Raw genomic sequence first — 17,424 nt, 5'->3', positions numbered from 1 at the left:
TTTTGCAATAGCAAAAAGTGGATTGCCTTATGATGAAAATTTTGTTTCAAAATTAGCTCAATAATGCTTGTTTTTTAACTCAGTTCTTTGTTGTATGCTGGCCTTTTTACATTCAGATGTTTTCTTGTTAAGATAATTTTTTGACTGAATTAAAATGATGCTCTGTATGGTTTAGAGTAAAATACAAGATTTCTCTAAAAGTTACCAAGCCAATATATGGCAATGGTATTTGAATATCGTCCATTTGATCATCGTTCATTTTTTTTGAAAGTGTAAGCAAAATACTTGACTGTTCTTTAAGTGTTTTAATAATGTCATTTTTCTTTGCTGAACTAGCAATCTGAAATCTATCTCTTACCAATTCGATTTGCTTACCAGTTAAATTGTAAAAATCATCAATTTTATTTTGGTTGCTTGTGTAATGAAGCTCAGCATAATTTGGACTTTCACTTTCTGTTTTTGGTACAAATGGCGGAAACGCTTTCCATTCCTGTCCTAATGTTGCCTTTTCGTAATCGTTTAAAAATAATTCCATATTTCTTGACTTTCTATTGGAATGTCCCCATCTTTCAATTACAAGTTTTGGTTGTGATAGCAAATTGTTAATTGGCAAAATTGATAAGGATAGATGTTGTATTTCCTCTGCAATACTCCATTTTTCTGATTTTTCTTTGCGGAAAAAAATATTGTTTTCCACATTGCTAATTTCGTTTATTAATTTGGAAAATGTTCCATTCAATTTTTCAAATAATTCTTTTGTTTCCATTATAATTCTGTTTTGTTTGTTACAAAATTAGAAATGGAACTTGCCTTTATTCTTGACCTATGTTAAGTTCGACCTTTTTTGTCAATTTTTTTCTCAATCGGCTTAAACTTTCTGGTTCAATTCCCAAATAGGATGCAATATGATAAAGAGGTATTTTTTTAAATATAATTGGTCTATTTCTCAAAAGATTCAAATATCGTTCTTCTGCATTGTAGAATAAAAAACCTTCTGTTCTTTGTTCGGCTAAAGTGAAAACCCTTTCTGCAACGATTCTGCCAAACCTTTGCCAATATGGTGAATTTGCATAAGCATTTTGAAGAGTTTTATGAGATATGGTTACGAGTTCACAATCCGAAATTGCTTGAATGTAATATTTGCTTTTAGTTTGACGTAAAAAACTTTGATAAGAGGCGACAAAATCATTTTCAAAGAAAAATTCCACATTAATTTCCTTTCCTTCTTCGGTAATGTAGAACATTCTCAATTCTCCTTTCTCAATAAATGCCATTTTTTTGCAAATCTGTCCTTCTTTAAGAAAACATTCTTTCGCAGGTATTTTCAAAGGAACTTTGCTATTGCTAAAATACAGGTCGCAATCCTCAACTGGCATTTGCAGTATTTTTTCAATTTTGGTTTTGAGCTTTAAAATCATTCTAAAATATTATTCGCTTGTTCTGGTTTTCGGCTTGCATACAACAAATGAATATGATTACCGAAGTAATCATATATCTTCTATATACTGAATACTATTTTTTAACCTCTTCGCGCGGTAACATTTCATCGCGTTGTGCAGTATTGTATACAAAAGCCGCAATAATGGTAGACATTTGTTTAAGATCGTCTATAACTAAACGTTCGTAAGTATCTACATTGGTGTGATGTGTTCTAGACCAATATTCTAACGGATCTTGGATAAATTGAAAACCAGGAATGCCAATAGCATCAAAGCCTAAATGGTCTGTTCCACCAGTGTTTCTAACGGTAATGGTTGTATTATCTATAATATCATTAAAAGGCTCAAACCACTTCGTAAAAATTGGGCGTACAGCCTCATTGCCTTGTAAATACACTCCACGGATTCTGCCAGATCCATTATCTATATTATAATACGCAGAAACTTTACTGTGCTCTGGTTTTAATTCCATGGTTTCAGAATCACCAAAGTGATTTTTTACATAATTACGAGACCCATGTATGCCTTGTTCTTCTCCTCCCCATAATGCAATACGTACCGTACGTTTTGGTTGTAGTCCTGTAGCTTTAAGAATACGTACAGCTTCCATCATTACAATACAACCAGCAGCATTATCCGTTGCGCCAGTAGCTCCGTGCCAAGAATCTAAGTGACCGCCAAGCATTACGACTTCCGATTTTAAATTAGGATCGCTACCTTCAATTTCAGCAATGACATTATAACCGCTTAAATCGTCTGTTTTATATGATGTTTTAACTTCGGCTTCAACCTCAACTTCTACACCATTTTCAAATAAACGTGCCATTAAATTTACATGTTCAGGCATCATTTCAAATTCACTAATCCCTTTTGGAGTATCTTTTCTGTAATCTCTTGGGCTACTTGTAAATAATGTGCCATGTCTACCATTAGTACCATTGATGACTAACGCGACACCTTCGTCTTTAAGAAAAGTATTGATTTTTCCACGTAATGCTCTACGTGCTCTAAATCCTGCAATTTGTTCTGGTGTAAAACGGCTTCCTCCTGTGCGTGCCGCTGGAGGTCCAGAAATTTCTTCTAATTCTTCTTCGGTATATCTTAAAGCATCGGCTTCAAAAGTAGGGCCTTGATTACCATTAGGTTTTACGGCAACAATAGCCCCGTTTAATTGACCCTTGTATTTTGCAAAATCGTCTTCTGTTGTAATATCTAAGAATAGTACTTTACCCGAAATTTCGCCATTTGTACTTTCTGTCCAAGCTTTTGGAATAGCTACAAAAGGCATATAATAAGGCTTAGTCATGGCTACATAACTTTTTTCTAGTTCCCAACCACGGCCAAATTCTCCCCAAGCTTCAGTTTTAGAATTAGTTAAACCCCAATCAGACAACTGTTTTACAGCATAATTAGCGGCACGTTCATAACCATCAGAATTGGTTAAACGTGGGCCAGCTTTGTCTATGAGTTGAAAAGCGATTTCTTCAACTTTGGAGTTATTAAGACCTTCGTTTCTTATTTTTTCAATGGCATCTGCATCATAATTTTCTTGAGAAAAGCCAATAGCGGTTAGTAATAGAGCTGGGATGAATAAAAAGACACGTTTCATTTTATAAATTTTAGTGGTTGTTAGTCCTCTAAATTAGGGGATTTCATTGAAACCGTCAAATGTTTAACAATAGCATGGAAATTAGTAGTTTTGCAATTGAATTAAATGAGATTCCTGCTTTTGCAGAAAATACTATGAAAAAAGATATTGAAATACCAGAAGTAGAAGGAGTCTATATTGCTGTAGTTAATGAGTATAATACTATATATAAATCTCAAGATTGGAATGCCTACATTATAAATGATAAAGATGTAGATTTAGAAATGGTATTGATTGTAACTAATGGTTATAATGATACTAAAATAACATCGACATTTCGTAAAAAATTAGAGACGCTACCTAAAAAAAGCTATGCTAAGATAGAGTTGATGCAAGAAGATTTATTTGCGTTAAATAATCAGTTTAAAGTCACTTTTTTTGAAGGTAATAAAATGTTTGATAAGACTTATCTGTTTAGAAAAAACACCGTTAACCTTAAAGCACTACAACCTATTCCGTTAATGGATGTAAGAGGAATTTTGGTGAAATAAATAATAAGGATAGATTAAAATCGATATTGTAATTTTAAAAGTACAAATCGTGGTAGAAGTCTGAACTCTGTTGTAGAACTTCCAATATCACTAATAGAGAAATTTTGAAAACGTTTAGTATTAAATAAGTTTCTACCATCTAAAAATAAATCTAATTTATTTTTCTTTATAGTATACTTAGCACTGACATCAAGGAAATAGAATATGTTATTTGAATCTAAGTTTCCAAAACTATAACGTTCACTCTCTAAATCAACATTAAATTTATCATTAAATATAAATGTTAAGTCAATAAAACTTATATTATCTGTAAATGAACTTTCTATGGTGGTCTCTATTTTGTTAGATAGCCATTTGGTGCCAACGTGATAATTGAAAATACCACTAAAAGCAGAACGCAACTGTAATTCATAATTGTAATTTGTAGATTTAACTTCACGTAAATCAGAATTATTAACTATATTTTTAAAATTAGAGGCACTATATCCTAAATTAAGTTTTATATTAGTTCTTATAGGTTTAAAATAATAATCGACATTAGTAAATACATTAAAAAATTCTCGATTATTAATAATAATGCGTTCTGATAATGAAAAATTTTGAGAGATTATAGTATTGGTAGAAAAGAAATCATTGTCTTTATTATAGCTAAAAGATGCATTTACAAAAAACCGATCACTCCAATCTCCTAATTGATAATTAAAAGAATAAGTTGATGAACTTAATTGATTAAAATCTCCAGTACCTTGAGAAAATGACCTAAAACCTGTTAATGCGAAATTACTTGTAACACTTATCACGTTTGCATTTGTGGTATTAAAACTTGTTGAGGCTGAAATTTTATTATCATTATTAATTTTCCAATTAATTTCAAGTTTTGGGTTTATAAAAAATGGGGACTCATTTGTTTCAGTAGTTGTATATTTTAGATTATTAAACAGTTGGTGAAACCCTAAATTTAAAATAAACTCTAATTTTTTTACTTTAAAGAGGTATTTAGATTTAATATATAAATCATTAGTAGAATACTCTAAATTGTTTTGAAATTCATTTGGTTGTAATAACAATGTATTTTGATTATTAATTGAAAAGATAGTGTTTAAAACATCTACTCTTAATTCGTTTCCAATTTTTAACTCTAATAAATTCCCATTCTTTTTTCGATCTAACAAATGAGCTTCAAAACCTGTATATTGATATTTGTTTTCGCTAATTTGATTCACATTCTCTCCATTAGTGATTTCTGGAAATAATTCTGGAAATAAGAACTGATTCACACTATAATTTTGAGGCAATCTTTCATTAATATAGCGTCCTGTTAAAAGAAATACTTTTTTATCTGTAAATTTATTAGAGTAGTTAATTTTTTGATCAAAGAGTGTATTAGTAATTCCTAATTCTTGAATGGTATTAATTGTATTGAATACTAAATCTGAACTATCTTTAGTATCTGTATAATTAAATTTTGTTGTAGCTTCAAAACTTTTGGTTTTGGAGATATTGTAAATGAAATCTACTTTACCAAAGCCTGTATGTTTCCGTTTTCTTAAAACAAAATCTTCTGTATTTGTAAAATTGGTTTGATTTTGTGTAAAGTTTTGAATACTATTTCTGAAAAAATCGTTTTCATCACTATTAAAAAACCCTAGCGTTTTTAATTTAACCTTATCATTTAGATTAAAAATAGCATTTAGAGAGGCTAATTCTGCATTATTAAAATTTGTTCTCCTTTGTTTAAAATTAGGTACACTAGATGATAAGTTATTTAGGATATTTACGCTTTGATTGTCCCCAATACTAGCGGGCTCATTAAAACGAAACGGTTTTACAAGCTGATTAATATCTCCTGTAACATCGTCGCCTGTATTGTTAAGATTAGTTAAAAAATAATATTTATTTTTCTTTCCAAAATTAGCTAAGTTACCTTGTACAGAATAGTTATTGTTTAACCCTGTATCATAACCTACCGTGACATTACCAAACCAAATATTTTTAGCTTCTTCTTTTAAAGTTAAATTAATAGCTACTTTATTACTATCTTCAATGCCTTTTAACAATCGATTATTTGAGTAATTCTTTAATAATTCAATAGTTTCTATTGGGTGTACAGGTAAGCTTTTAGAGAGTATTTTATAACCTTTTTCAAATAAATTATCCCCGTCTATAGTCAACTTTTCTATTTCTTGACTTCCTACTTTAATTTTACCTTCATCGTCTACTGTAACTCCAGGTAAGTTTTTGAGTAAATCTTCGACAATTATTTCATTTCCTTTTAAAAACTTTTTAGCATTAAAAATAATTGTATCTTCTCTTACTTTTATAGGCAAATCCGCTTTTATGATCACTTCACTTAACTCAAAAGAAGATTCTAATAAAGTTACATTTTTTATGACTTCTTTTGATGTAGAAGCAATTTTTATAAGGACGTTTTTTTTTTCATATCCTAATGCAGATATAATTAAATCAAAACTCCCCTTTTTTGCTACTTGTATTTCATATCTTCCTTTTTCGTTCGAATAAGCATATCCAATAATAGAAGCTATAGAATCTCTTTCTTGTATTAAAACATTTGTATAGGGAATAGGTTCTTTTTTGTCATTAGTAATTAAACCAGAAACTAGAACTTTAGTTTGAGTTTGTCCAATACATAAATAAGGAATTAATAATAAGAATAGTAATAATGATTTTTGGGGAATGTTTTTCATAAACAACTTTCAAAAATGGGGATAAATTAAATCTGTTAATTAGATTCAAAAGAAACTTCAAGTTTATAACTTTTTCCCTCTTTTACAGAAATCTTAGCACCTCTTGGCAATTTTGAATATAATTTTTGAATGAAATCATTTGTGCTATTTTTTTCATAGTTTTTATAATCTTCAAATGAAATTTTTTCTCCTTTAGAAGGAATTTTTATTATACCTGTATTTTTATTATCACTTTTTTTAATATTAGTTAATTGAAATGCAATATTATCATCTGCAGAAGTAAGCTCTACAATCATTCCTGGTAATCCATAAAATTTCCAAGGACCATGAATAACAGGAATTTCCGGGGCATACCAAGCTTGAAAAACTCTACCTCTAAATTTTACAGTTGCTGATTTACATAAAAATTCACCAATTTTTTTCGTTTTGTTAGATAGATCCCATTTAAAACTGGGAAGTTTTTCTTCAACTACACACGGAAAAAGTTTTCCGTCTTTTGATGTAAAGTCTCTGAAAATAAGTTTTTGATTTTTTAAATTTTTATATACTTGCCTTCCTTCTTCATCTTCTCCGTTTATATTGAGATTTATTTCCTCATCATTATCAAATACTCTTTCATTGCTATTACTTGTTGTAGATTCAATATTACTTTCTTTTTTTATAATACTAAATGATTCATTGTTGTTTACATAAAGTTTTAAATTGTTTACTTGTTTCAATCCTAGATTAGTATACTTATAAGTTGCAATAATATTTTGGTTAGCTTGAGCTATAATAAATGAGGATATAAGTAGAAAGCATAAAAGGATGATATATTTATTTATTTTCATTTTTTCATTTTTTTATAATTAGAATAGCGAAGATAAAAGCAGAATTTTAATTAGTATCACAAATCAAAAATCCTGCTTTTTTAGAAGTAAAAATTATTTGTTTTCTTCTAGTGCTTTTTTAACTCCATCTTTAAATAGTTTACACTCGATAGCACTAACATCAATTGTTACGGTTATATCTACTTCGTCTCCACCAAATGTTCCTTTGATTTCAACAGAACATGGTGCAAATATGCTTTGTTCATAACTATTAATGTGTTCTTTATCGGAATTTAAAAAAAATGCTCCTAAAGATAATTGGCTTGCTAATAACAAGGTTAAAAATGTTTTCATAATTTTAATATTTTAAATGAGTTTTTATTATATCCCAGCAAAAGAACTTAACAACTTACCAGCAGCTTTTGCACAACTACCTAACCATCCTACTTCTACAGTTACAACCACATCAACCTCAATACCATTGTAAGTTCCTTTGATTTCAATTTCACAATCTTTAAAGTCAGAATTATCTAAAACAGTAACAGGTATTGGTTCAGAAACTTTTGAATTTGATTCAAGATTAATTGGCGAAGCTGTTATTGAAAAGATAACAGCAAAAATGAGCAATAATTTTTTCATAATTTTAAAATGTTTTAGATTATTATTCAGTTTGAGCTTTTAGTACTTTACCAGCTGCTACAGCGCAATCATCTGCTTCTACAGTTACAACCACATCAATAGGTTTGCCATTAAATGTTCCTTTAATTTTTATATTACATTCTTCAAAATAATTCGCACCTTCAATTTTATCAATGCTTGTAAAACTCATTAAACTTAATGATAATAAAAATATTAGGCATAAAAATACTTTTTTCATAATTTTTGATTTTAATATCCACTTTAGTTCAGTAGATAGAGTTAGTAATAATTTAATTACAAAGTCAGAATTACAAAGTCAGAATTACAAAGTCAGAATTACAAAGTCAGAATTACAAAGTCAGAATTACAAAGTCAGAAATACAAAATTTAAAAAAACCAGTACTGGTATAATTTATTGGATGATCAATCCAAAGGTGCCTTTATATAATAAAGTTAGAGACTTTGTAAAAAAACTAACAGTTAGTATTTTAAGGCAAAACAAATTTATAAATAAATTTAAAAAAATAGATATTCTTTTTTTTGATTATATCTATTAATTATATTATGTTTGATAGCTTGAAATAGCTTGTTTTGCTGGAAAGTACGGAAAAACCGTAACGATCTTGTGGTTTTTTTGTAAGAAACTTTAACACTTTTAATACTAAAAAAAGATAATCATTTGTTTTTTTGATGAAAAACTTAAGTGAAATCTTATAAAAGTAAGAATTTCTTAACAAGTACATTTTAGCTTTTGAGTTTTACTGAAAGTAATAAAAAATGTATTAGCAATTGTATTGATCTCCTTTTGTTTCTCAAAATATTGTATAAACCCTATCTCATAACCTGTTAAAAAATGAAATACCTGTCATTGCAGTAATTTTGACTAATCCAACTTATCTGTTAATTTTTTAAATACTTTTTTTGGATCTTTGTTTTCGTACAAGATTGAATATACTGCATTAATAATAGGAAGTTGTGTTTTCTTTACATTGTTTTTATTGAGTAAAAAAGCACTCTTAGCAGCATAATAACCTTCAGCAACCATATTCATTTCCATCTGCGCAGATTTTACGGTATAACCTTTACCAATCATGTTTCCAAACATTCGGTTTCTAGAAAACACAGAATAACCGGTAACTAATAAATCTCCAAGATATGCCGAGTTATTAATATTGCGTTTCATTTTGTGCATCTTTTTAATAAAGCGTTTCATCTCTCTAATGGCATTACTCATTAAGACACTCTGAAAATTATCTCCATAACCTAAACCATGAGCAATCCCAGCCGCTATAGCATATATGTTTTTTAGCATTACGGCGTATTCAGTGCCAATAATATCATCACTAATCTTAGTTTTAATATAGTCGCTAGATAAATTTTGCGCAATCATTTTTGCTTTTTGTGCATCCGCACAAGAAATAGTAAGATAAGATAAACGCTCTAAAGCGACTTCTTCGGCATGACAAGGACCAGCAATAACAGCAATATTTTCAAAAGGAATATTGTACGCGTTATGAAAATGCTCTCCAACTAACAATCCGGTTTCTGGAACAATCCCTTTTACAGCAGACACTACAATTTTGTTACTTATGTTTATGGTAAGTTTTTGCAATTCAGAATAAATAAATGCGGAAGGAATAACAAATATAAGTACGTCTGCATATTTTGCAATCTCATTGATATCATTACTCAACTTTAATTGCTCAGTATTAAATTCAACAGAACTTAAATAACTAGGGTTATGCTGTTCTTTTAAAATATGTTCTTTTACAGGTTTACTACGCATATACCAACCGATTTCTGTTTGGTTTTCGCAAAGCATTTTTGCAATAGCTGTAGCCCAACTTCCTGCACCAAAAACAGCATATTTTGTAGAATCCTTCATAGATATACTAATAATTAAAACGTATCAAAAATACAGGATTTTTTTAAAACAAAGATGACTTGTGTATCTCATGTATAGTATAGGATAATTATCGATTATAGTTAATTTGTACTCAAGGTATAGCCATTGTTAAACCTAATACTACTCTACAAGATTTCTGGAAATGATTTCCTTAAAACATTAACAATAGATTATGATTTATTTGACAATGATTTTTTTGAACTCAACGTTATAAATGAAAGAATACAAGAAGCTAAATTTTGGTTGGTTATTTAGTTTCCAAAACGCTCAGTTAAGCTATATGTTTACTGAGCGTTTTCTTGTTTTGAACCTTTTTGAATAGTCAATATCTTTTTTGGCAGTAGAAATTCACCTTTAGTCGAAAGCGCATATGATTAGTCGTAAAAAAACGTTGGTTAACGATTAATTAATAGAGAAACAAGGCGTTACAATACTTTTGGACTGAACCCAAATTGACTTAATCATGAAAAAAATTATTTTTATCCTTGCTGCGGCTGCACTTCTAGCTACTGCGTGTACATCTGAAAGTTCTATCGAGGAAATTGAACAAACCGAAAATAATTATAGTAATTTAAGTTACACAATGGAAGCCTCTAAAAGGAGTGCTTCTAGAGGAACTTTGGACGAGTTTCCTTGCGTTTTAAAACCATTAATAGCAGGTCAACATATAGATGCTGGTGTAGTTTCTTTTGATATAGATGGAGATGAGATTATAATCTCTTATGAGACTAATGAAGATTGGGATATATCTGCAGTACACTTTAGTATTAGTGCATGTGATAATTTAAGTTTTCCATCTACTGGATCTGGAAACCCAAAAATAGGACGATTTGAATATGCTTCTGAACATGAAGATAATGTAAACGAAATATCTTATTATTTTAATGCTGAAGAATTAGGCGACCAATTTTGTATTGCTGCGCATGCTGTAGTAGAGAACGAAAATGGTGACCAAGAAACCGCATGGGCTGAAGGAGAAGATTTTGGTGGAAGAAGTTGGGCAATGTATGCCACTATAGACTTATCTGGTTGTAGAGCAACACCAGTGAGGTAAATTAAAAAACATTACTGAACCGCAAATAATAATGTTAAAAGGAGGATTCTTGAAAAAGAACTCTCCTTTTATTTTTTTGTCAAATAAGCTTGCAAGGCTTCAAAATCATATGGTTTAGCTAAAATGGTCTTTTTAGCATCTAAAAGAAAATATGTTGGTGTTGCTGCAATACTATAAGTTTCTACTATAGGATTTTCCCATTTATTTAAACCAATACCATGAATAAAATCGGGGAAGTTTTTAATTTCTTTATCCCAAGTAGAGCGATTGTCTTCAAGACCAAAAGCAATCACTTTTATATTGGGTTGCGTCTCTAATAATTTTTTGACCATTGGTAATTCACTAAGGCAATGTCCACAAGTACTACTCCAAAAAATAAGGAGATATTGGTCGCTGTCTTTTAAATCGGATAATCTTAGTGTATTAGGTGTAGATATAATTTCAAAATCTGGGGCAATAGACCCAACAGATACATTTTTATAACTTGTAAGTGTTTGCTCTAAAACGGTGTCATTTGTAGCCTTAGCAATATCAAAAAGGTATTTGTCCGAAATATAGTTGGCAATATCATGATTGTCTTGTTGTGCAAATTGTTCCCATAATAATCTTAACTGCGTACTTTTTATTTCATCAGAATAATTATTAAGCTTATTAACAAGTATTTCAATAAGCTCTTTATAGGAGTTAGAGTCAGATGAAGAAGATAAACCAAAAATAAATGCATTAACACGGTCTCTAATAAAAGTAGAACTTTGTAATAATGTGTTGCTGAAATCTATATTATTAAAATACGTATTTTTTAAATTTTCAGAATAGGTAGATACATCCTGAAATCCTTCAGGTATATAAGGTTTGTTAGATGTAATAAAAGTTTTAACTAAAGCTTCTTTGGCTTCATCTTCGTAGACCAATTGTGTGTCTTTTAATGTTTTAAAAATAGCATCAAAACCCTTTTTATCAACGTTTTCTTTTGTATAATAATTGCTAATTGTTTGATTAACCATTTCCATACTCTTTAAGTAAGAGTTCCAAAGTTTATTTTCTATAGATTCAGTAAACTCAACGCCATTATCAAAACTAAAATTGAAAGCAACATCTTCTTTTCCGTTATAGATAAAATCGAAATTATTTTCTTCAGGAGGAACCGCATAGACTATTTTATATATACCAGGTTCTGCCGATTCATCTAATTTAATAGTGAAATTACCAAGACTATCTAGCTTTGCACGTTCAACATAATCTGCTCCATCTGTAGTGGCTCTATACAAAAAAGCGTATGTAAAATCTGTAGCGGGTGAAAATGTCCCATGTATCTGTTGTTGGGTAAACCCTAAGAAAGGAGAAATTAGAATCACAAAAATTAATTGTTTCATTGGATTTATTTTTTATACAAATTTAATATTCAAAAATTAAGCCAAAGGTATTACACCTTACTTTTTTCTCGATAATCGAGATTTAAATACTTAGTGATTTATCTTAAAACCAAAAACGGTTTTCTTTTAATACTTTTTGTTATTGCTCCGAAGTTGTTTTCTAGACCGAAAACTTTCTATGATTACGGTAGAAATAATTAGTAAACCTCCCCAAAAGGTATTCCAGTTAGGAATTTCTTTTAAGAAAAAGTAAGCGATAATAATTCCAAAAATAGGTTGCGCACTTGCAATAATACTTGCGGTACTTACTTTAAAATATGTTAAACTATTAACAAACATCGTATGTCCTATAGCTGTGGTTAATACCGCTAATAGTATTACGTATGGAAATTGTGTTTTTATACCCGAAGTATCCATATAATATAGCGTCGGAGATAAAATTAGGGTTAATATTAAAACCTGATAAAACATTAGTGCTGTTCCGTTATATTTTGAGACATGTTGTTTTAGTATAAGCGTTCTTAATGCATAACAGACTGCAGAAAGCAACCCTAATAAAAGGCCTTTTAAATCATTGTTTTCTATATTAAATTCAGGAGCTAAAATATAGATGCCTACTAAAACCAATGTGCCTAGTAGAATATGTGTAGGATCGAATTTTACCTTAGAAAAAGCAGGCTCTAATAAGGCTGTTATTACTGGAAATGTAAATAATGATAGCATACCAATTGCAACATTAGATAGTTTTAAAGCATAGAAATAGGTAATCCAATGTGCACCCATAAAAACAGCGCTAATAACAAAGGGTAACTGATCTTTAACACTTACTTTCAGAGAAATTTTTTTATAAAAACAAAATGCTAATAAACAGATAGCAGCTAATGCAGATCTCCACCATACTAACACAGGCGCAGGTATGGCAATAAACTTACCTAAAGCTCCTGAGGTACTAATAAAGAGCGTAGCTAAGGTTAGCCAAAACACATGTTTTATATGACTATTCATATCTGAGATAATGTATTAAGTGCTTTTTTTGTGGATTTTATGTTTTCAAACGTAAGTAATAACCGCAGGCCAGATCTGGTTTGTTTTTCTTTCATTTTACAAGCTTTAGGGTTAGCTTGAACAAATTGTAAAACACGTCCAAAGTTATTACTTTGGTAAAATGCACTTTGCTGATCTTGAATAAAATACCCGATCAACTTATGTTGTTTCATAATAAGCTTTTCTATACCTAGATCTATAGCTAGCCATTTTAAACGGACACTATCTAGTAAATCTAAAACTTGAGTTGGCAACTCGCCAAAACGATCTACAATCTCAGTTTCAAACTGTAGTAATTGTTCTTCCGTTTTTATCTCATTAAGCTTAGTGTATAGATTTAGACGTTCTGTAATATTATTAACATAATCATCAGGGAAAAGCAATTCAAAATCAGTATCAATAGTAATGTCTTTAACGTATTGTTTTGGTTTGCCATCGTCTTTATAGAGATCTGCAAATTCAGATTCTTTAAGCTCTTCAATAGCTTCATTTAATATTTTTTGATAGGTATCAAAACCAATATCATTAATAAAACCACTTTGTTCTCCTCCTAATAAATCTCCTGCACCTCTAATTTCTAAATCTTTCATAGCAATATTAAAACCACTACCTAGTTCTGTAAATTGCTCTAATGCAGAAATACGTTTACGCGCATCATTGGTCATGGCAGAATACTCTGGGGTGATGAAATAGCAAAAAGCTTTTTTATTACTACGACCAACTCGTCCTCGCATTTGATGTAAATCGCTTAACCCAAAATTATTAGCATTATTAATAAAAATAGTATTTGCATTTGGTACGTCTAAACCACTTTCTACAATAGTTGTACTTACTAAAACATCAAACTCTCCATTGATGAAAGCCAACATTAACTCCTCGAGTTTTTTACCGTCGAGTTGCCCATGTCCAATACCAATTTTTGCATCTGGCACCAAACGTTGAATCATACCAGTAACCTCTTTTATATTTTCTATTCTATTATGGATAAAAAATATTTGACCTCCACGCTGAATCTCATAACTCACAGCATCTCTAATTGTTTCTTCATTAAAACGAATAACATGACTCTCAATAGGATAACGATTTGGCGGAGGTGTAGTAATTACAGACAAATCTCTTGCTGCCATTAAACTAAACTGCAATGTTCTAGGTATTGGTGTAGCAGTTAAAGTAAGAACATCTACATTTTCTTTTATAGTTTTTAAGCGCTCTTTTACAGCAACTCCAAATTTTTGTTCTTCGTCAACGATGAGTAAACCAAGGTTTTTAAACTTCACGTTTTTATTAGCGAGTTGGTGCGTACCAATAATAATATCTACGCGTCCTTTTTCTAAACCTTCAAGAGTTTCTCTTTTTTCTTTAGCTGTTCTAAATCGGTTAAGGTAATCTACTGTAACTGGGAAGTCTTTTAAACGTTCTTTAAACGTGCGTGAATGTTGATAGGCTAAAATGGTTGTTGGTACCAATACGGCAACTTGCTTTCCATTATCAACAGCTTTAAACGCAGCTCTTATAGCCACTTCAGTTTTACCAAAACCGACATCTCCACAGACTAAGCGATCCATAGGACGTTCACTTTCCATATCTGCTTTTATATCGGCAGTAGAAGTGATTTGGTCTGGTGTGTCTTCATAAACAAAAGACGCCTCTAACTCATGTTGCATATGACTATCAGGCGCATATTGAAACCCTTTCTTTAGCTTACGTTTTGCATAGAGTTTAATAAGATTAAAAGCAATTTCTTTGACTCTAGATTTTGTTTTCTGTTTTAGCGTTTTCCATGCTTTGCTTCCTAATTTATATACTTTAGGAGGTTTGCCATCTTTACCATTAAACTTTGTGATTTTATGTAATGAATGAATGCTTAAATACAAAACATCGCGCTCACCATAAACCAGTTTTATAGCTTCTTGCTTTTTACCTTCAACATCTATTTTTTGTAATCCACCAAATTTACCAATACCATGATCAATATGCGTAACATAATCATCAATCTCTAAGTTGGTTAATTCCTTTAGAGTAATGGCTTGTTTTTTGGCATACCCATTTTTTAAGTGAAATTTATGATAGCGATCAAAGATTTGATGATCGGTATAAACAGCTATTTTATTGTTAGAATCTATAAAACCCTGATAGAGTGAAATTACAATTGTTTTATAATGTACCTTTTGCTCTTCGTGGTCGTTGAGGTCACTCGAAGCGAAAATATCATGAAACCGTTTGGCTTGCTGCTCACTAACACAGGCAATATAATTGGTAATGCCTTGTTGGTGGTTAGTATTTAAATCTTCAATTAAAAGATTGAATTGCTTATTGAAAGAAGGTTGCGGTTTAGTATTAAATTCGATTAACTGATTATTGAACAAAGTCGAATGGTTGCTGAGCAAAGTCGAAGCACCAAATTCTATAGTATTATAATCTAAAAGCTGACGCTTTAGTAATTCTGAATTACAAAACAATTCATCGGGTGATGCATGTTTAATATCTTCAGAAAGCGTATTAAAAGCTTCAGTGGCTTTTTCGTAAAACATTTCAATTTTAGAAAATAAAACATCTGCATTTTTTAAAAACACTACTGTTTTTGAAGCCATATATTTCAAAAAACTTTCGCGTTTATCTTCAATAAATTTATTAGCTACATTAGGGATAATGCTTACTTTTTTAATACGATCTGTAGAGAGTTGTGTCTCTACATCAAAAGTTCTAATGCTATCCACTTCGTCTCCAAAAAATTCAATTCGGTAAGGTTCATCATGAGAAAATGAAAATACATCGACAATGCCACCTCTAACAGAAAAATCACCAGGTTCGGTAACAAAATCTACACGTTTAAACTTGTACTCAAACAATACCTCATTAACAAAATCTATAGACAAATCATCTCCAACAGTTACTTTTAAAGTATTTTTTTCAAGCTCTCGTTTGGTGACCACTTTTTCAAAAAGCGCATCAGGATAAGTAACAATAAGTGATGGTTTTTTTCTGGAATTAATGCGGTTTAATACTTCGGCGCGTAACAACACATTAGCATTGTTGGTTTCTTCAATTTGGTAAGGGCGACGATAACTTCCTGGATAAAAAAGAACATCTTTACTGTTAATAAGCTGCTCTAAATCGTTGAGATAATATGCAGCTTCTTCTTTATCATTAAAAACAACAACAAAAGGTTTATTTGCAGTTTTAAAAGCTTCTGCCAAAACTATCGAAAGTGAGGAGCCGATAAGTCCTTTTAAATGTGTTTTTCCTTCAGTATTGGCAATAGTATTTTGCAGATTTTGCATTTGCAAAGTCTGTAAATAGTTCTGAGAAATTAATGTTTTACTCAATAATTGAGATTTAAAATGCGTCGATGTTTATATCTAAATATGTAAAAATGTTTTCCTTTAATAATGTTTAATGAGCTTTTTCTTCTGTACGTTACTCAAAAGCAAAATATTGGATTGCAAATATAAAATTTTTGAGGGCTTATTAATTGAAATAATCTATTATTAGATATATCTTTGCACCACTAAAAATTATAGATATGTCATTTTCAGAATTATTTGAAAGCGGATTTAAAAAACGAAACGAAGATCATTTTGCAGCGATTGTAAAAATAGCAATGAGCGATAATGTTATTGCAGAAGAAGAGAAAGCATTTTTAGATCGCTTAGCTACACGATTAGATATTACAGAGATTGAATACAAGCAGATTTTAAAAAATTATAAAACACATCCTTTAAATGCACCATTGTCTTACAATACACGTATAGAACGTTTATACGATTTAGCACGTATGGTTTGGGCTGATGATATTGAAGGTCCTAAACAACTTCGCTTATTAGAGAAACTTTGTGTAGGGATTGGGTTTAATGTAAAAAATGTAAAATACATTGCGGATAAAGCATTGACATTAGCACATGATAAATTAGATTTAGAAGCCTTTACGGATGAAATGAAAAATATGAATCAATAGAGAATATCTATTATTCATTTAATATAGTAAAGCGACAGCGAAAGCTCGTCGCTTTTTTTATGCGTTGTATTTATAAATATTTTGGGTTAAAGAAGTTGTTTCTAGAATCTTTAAAAATTAACAGATTTAATGTTCTTTTAATTTTCAACACTTTGTCGATGCAATATTGTTTTATGTCGAGGTTTTGACAACCTGTCATACGTAGTTTTACGTATAGTATGGCATACTTTATTGTTATAACTTTAAAAAGATCACTAACCTTAAGATACTGTTTACTAATTAAAAGACCTTGTTTACTCATTATCTATTGGGTTATGCATATCAACAACATAATTTTGAGTTATTAACCATTTAAATCAAT

Annotated in this window: 15 protein-coding genes; 3 read left to right on the top strand and 12 right to left on the bottom strand. The window is 30.3% G+C overall.

The window, feature by feature from the left end:
• Positions 1-127: 127 nt before the first annotated feature.
• The 3 genes from K8Z87_RS07510 to K8Z87_RS07500 form a co-directional block, all read right to left on the bottom strand.
• Positions 128-766: a DinB family protein gene (locus tag K8Z87_RS07510; protein ID WP_227476875.1), complete on the bottom strand. Its 639-nt coding sequence runs from the start codon at positions 764-766 to the stop codon at positions 128-130.
• Positions 767-812: 46 nt separating this feature from the next.
• On the bottom strand, positions 813-1,418 hold the full coding sequence (locus tag K8Z87_RS07505; protein WP_227476874.1) for a Crp/Fnr family transcriptional regulator: 606 nt from the start codon (positions 1,416-1,418) through the stop codon (positions 813-815).
• A 94-nt stretch (positions 1,419-1,512) separates the two neighbouring features.
• A complete protein-coding gene (locus K8Z87_RS07500; protein ID WP_227476873.1) occupies positions 1,513-3,048 on the bottom strand; it encodes a M20/M25/M40 family metallo-hydrolase in 1,536 nt (511 codons plus the stop codon).
• 134 nt (positions 3,049-3,182) lie between these two features.
• Here K8Z87_RS07500 and K8Z87_RS07495 point away from each other — a divergent pair, with 134 nt between their 5' ends.
• Positions 3,183-3,578: a hypothetical protein gene (locus K8Z87_RS07495; RefSeq protein WP_227476878.1), complete on the top strand. Its 396-nt coding sequence runs from the start codon at positions 3,183-3,185 to the stop codon at positions 3,576-3,578.
• 14 nt (positions 3,579-3,592) lie between these two features.
• Here the strand turns inward: K8Z87_RS07495 and K8Z87_RS07490 are convergent, their stop codons facing one another.
• The 6 genes from K8Z87_RS07490 to K8Z87_RS07465 form a co-directional block, all read right to left on the bottom strand.
• Positions 3,593-6,283, bottom strand: coding sequence for a carboxypeptidase-like regulatory domain-containing protein (locus tag K8Z87_RS07490; RefSeq protein ID WP_227476872.1), 2,691 nt, complete (start codon positions 6,281-6,283; stop codon positions 3,593-3,595).
• A 35-nt stretch (positions 6,284-6,318) separates the two neighbouring features.
• A complete protein-coding gene (locus K8Z87_RS07485) occupies positions 6,319-7,113 on the bottom strand; it encodes a GLPGLI family protein (RefSeq protein WP_227476871.1) in 795 nt (264 codons plus the stop codon).
• A 93-nt stretch (positions 7,114-7,206) separates the two neighbouring features.
• Entirely contained in the window at positions 7,207-7,446 is a 240-nt protein-coding gene (locus K8Z87_RS07480) for a hypothetical protein (protein ID WP_227476870.1), read from the bottom strand.
• Positions 7,447-7,473: 27 nt separating this feature from the next.
• Positions 7,474-7,731, bottom strand: a complete 258-nt coding sequence (locus K8Z87_RS07475; RefSeq protein ID WP_227476869.1) for a hypothetical protein — start codon at positions 7,729-7,731, stop codon at positions 7,474-7,476.
• A gap of 22 nt (positions 7,732-7,753) precedes the next feature.
• Positions 7,754-7,969, bottom strand: a complete 216-nt coding sequence (locus K8Z87_RS07470; protein ID WP_227476868.1) for a hypothetical protein — start codon at positions 7,967-7,969, stop codon at positions 7,754-7,756.
• Positions 7,970-8,614: 645 nt separating this feature from the next.
• A complete protein-coding gene (locus K8Z87_RS07465) occupies positions 8,615-9,616 on the bottom strand; it encodes an NAD(P)H-dependent glycerol-3-phosphate dehydrogenase (RefSeq protein WP_227476867.1) in 1,002 nt (333 codons plus the stop codon).
• A 484-nt stretch (positions 9,617-10,100) separates the two neighbouring features.
• Here K8Z87_RS07465 and K8Z87_RS07460 point away from each other — a divergent pair, with 484 nt between their 5' ends.
• Positions 10,101-10,691 (top strand): hypothetical protein, encoded by a 591-nt coding sequence (locus K8Z87_RS07460; RefSeq protein ID WP_227476866.1) that lies wholly within the window; start codon positions 10,101-10,103, stop codon positions 10,689-10,691.
• A gap of 68 nt (positions 10,692-10,759) precedes the next feature.
• Here K8Z87_RS07460 and K8Z87_RS07455 read toward each other — a convergent pair whose 3' ends face one another.
• The 3 genes from K8Z87_RS07455 to mfd form a co-directional block, all read right to left on the bottom strand.
• Complete coding sequence (locus K8Z87_RS07455; RefSeq protein ID WP_227476865.1) at positions 10,760-12,064, bottom strand: TlpA family protein disulfide reductase; 1,305 nt, start codon at positions 12,062-12,064, stop codon at positions 10,760-10,762.
• 126 nt (positions 12,065-12,190) lie between these two features.
• Positions 12,191-13,069 carry a DMT family transporter gene (locus tag K8Z87_RS07450; RefSeq protein ID WP_227476864.1) on the bottom strand — a complete coding sequence of 293 codons (879 nt, stop codon included), beginning with the start codon at positions 13,067-13,069 and terminating at the stop codon, positions 12,191-12,193.
• Complete coding sequence (mfd, locus tag K8Z87_RS07445; RefSeq protein WP_227476863.1) at positions 13,066-16,434, bottom strand: transcription-repair coupling factor; 3,369 nt, start codon at positions 16,432-16,434, stop codon at positions 13,066-13,068. The genes K8Z87_RS07450 and mfd overlap by 4 nt, the downstream gene beginning before the upstream one ends.
• A 197-nt stretch (positions 16,435-16,631) precedes the next feature.
• On the opposite strand from mfd, the gene K8Z87_RS07440 reads away from it, so the two are divergent.
• Positions 16,632-17,063 (top strand): tellurite resistance TerB family protein, encoded by a 432-nt coding sequence (locus K8Z87_RS07440; protein ID WP_227476862.1) that lies wholly within the window; start codon positions 16,632-16,634, stop codon positions 17,061-17,063.
• Positions 17,064-17,424 lie beyond the last annotated feature (361 nt).

The organism is Winogradskyella immobilis (assembly GCF_021887715.1).
Classification (GTDB): Bacteria; Bacteroidota; Bacteroidia; order Flavobacteriales; family Flavobacteriaceae; genus Winogradskyella; species Winogradskyella immobilis.
The sequence above is the reverse complement of the archived record's forward strand: the minus strand, read 5'-3'. Positions and strand labels throughout refer to the sequence as shown.

Excerpts from the sequence above, each read along its gene's own strand:
- K8Z87_RS07440 (WP_227476862.1), top strand. The coding sequence starts at position 16,632 with ATGTCATTTTCAGAATTATTTGAAAGCGGATTTAAAAAACGAAACGAA.
- K8Z87_RS07460 (WP_227476866.1), top strand. The coding sequence starts at position 10,101 with ATGAAAAAAATTATTTTTATCCTTGCTGCGGCTGCACTTCTAGCTACT.
- K8Z87_RS07495 (WP_227476878.1), top strand. The coding sequence starts at position 3,183 with ATGAAAAAAGATATTGAAATACCAGAAGTAGAAGGAGTCTATATTGCT.
- K8Z87_RS07505 (WP_227476874.1), bottom strand. The coding sequence starts at position 1,418 with ATGATTTTAAAGCTCAAAACCAAAATTGAAAAAATACTGCAAATGCCA.
- K8Z87_RS07465 (WP_227476867.1), bottom strand. The coding sequence starts at position 9,616 with ATGAAGGATTCTACAAAATATGCTGTTTTTGGTGCAGGAAGTTGGGCT.
- K8Z87_RS07475 (WP_227476869.1), bottom strand. The coding sequence starts at position 7,731 with ATGAAAAAATTATTGCTCATTTTTGCTGTTATCTTTTCAATAACAGCT.
- K8Z87_RS07450 (WP_227476864.1), bottom strand. The coding sequence starts at position 13,069 with ATGAATAGTCATATAAAACATGTGTTTTGGCTAACCTTAGCTACGCTC.
- K8Z87_RS07455 (WP_227476865.1), bottom strand. The coding sequence starts at position 12,064 with ATGAAACAATTAATTTTTGTGATTCTAATTTCTCCTTTCTTAGGGTTT.
- K8Z87_RS07510 (WP_227476875.1), bottom strand. The coding sequence starts at position 766 with ATGGAAACAAAAGAATTATTTGAAAAATTGAATGGAACATTTTCCAAA.
- K8Z87_RS07485 (WP_227476871.1), bottom strand. The coding sequence starts at position 7,113 with ATGAAAATAAATAAATATATCATCCTTTTATGCTTTCTACTTATATCC.
- K8Z87_RS07470 (WP_227476868.1), bottom strand. The coding sequence starts at position 7,969 with ATGAAAAAAGTATTTTTATGCCTAATATTTTTATTATCATTAAGTTTA.
- K8Z87_RS07500 (WP_227476873.1), bottom strand. The coding sequence starts at position 3,048 with ATGAAACGTGTCTTTTTATTCATCCCAGCTCTATTACTAACCGCTATT.
- K8Z87_RS07490 (WP_227476872.1), bottom strand. The coding sequence starts at position 6,283 with ATGAAAAACATTCCCCAAAAATCATTATTACTATTCTTATTATTAATT.
- K8Z87_RS07480 (WP_227476870.1), bottom strand. The coding sequence starts at position 7,446 with ATGAAAACATTTTTAACCTTGTTATTAGCAAGCCAATTATCTTTAGGA.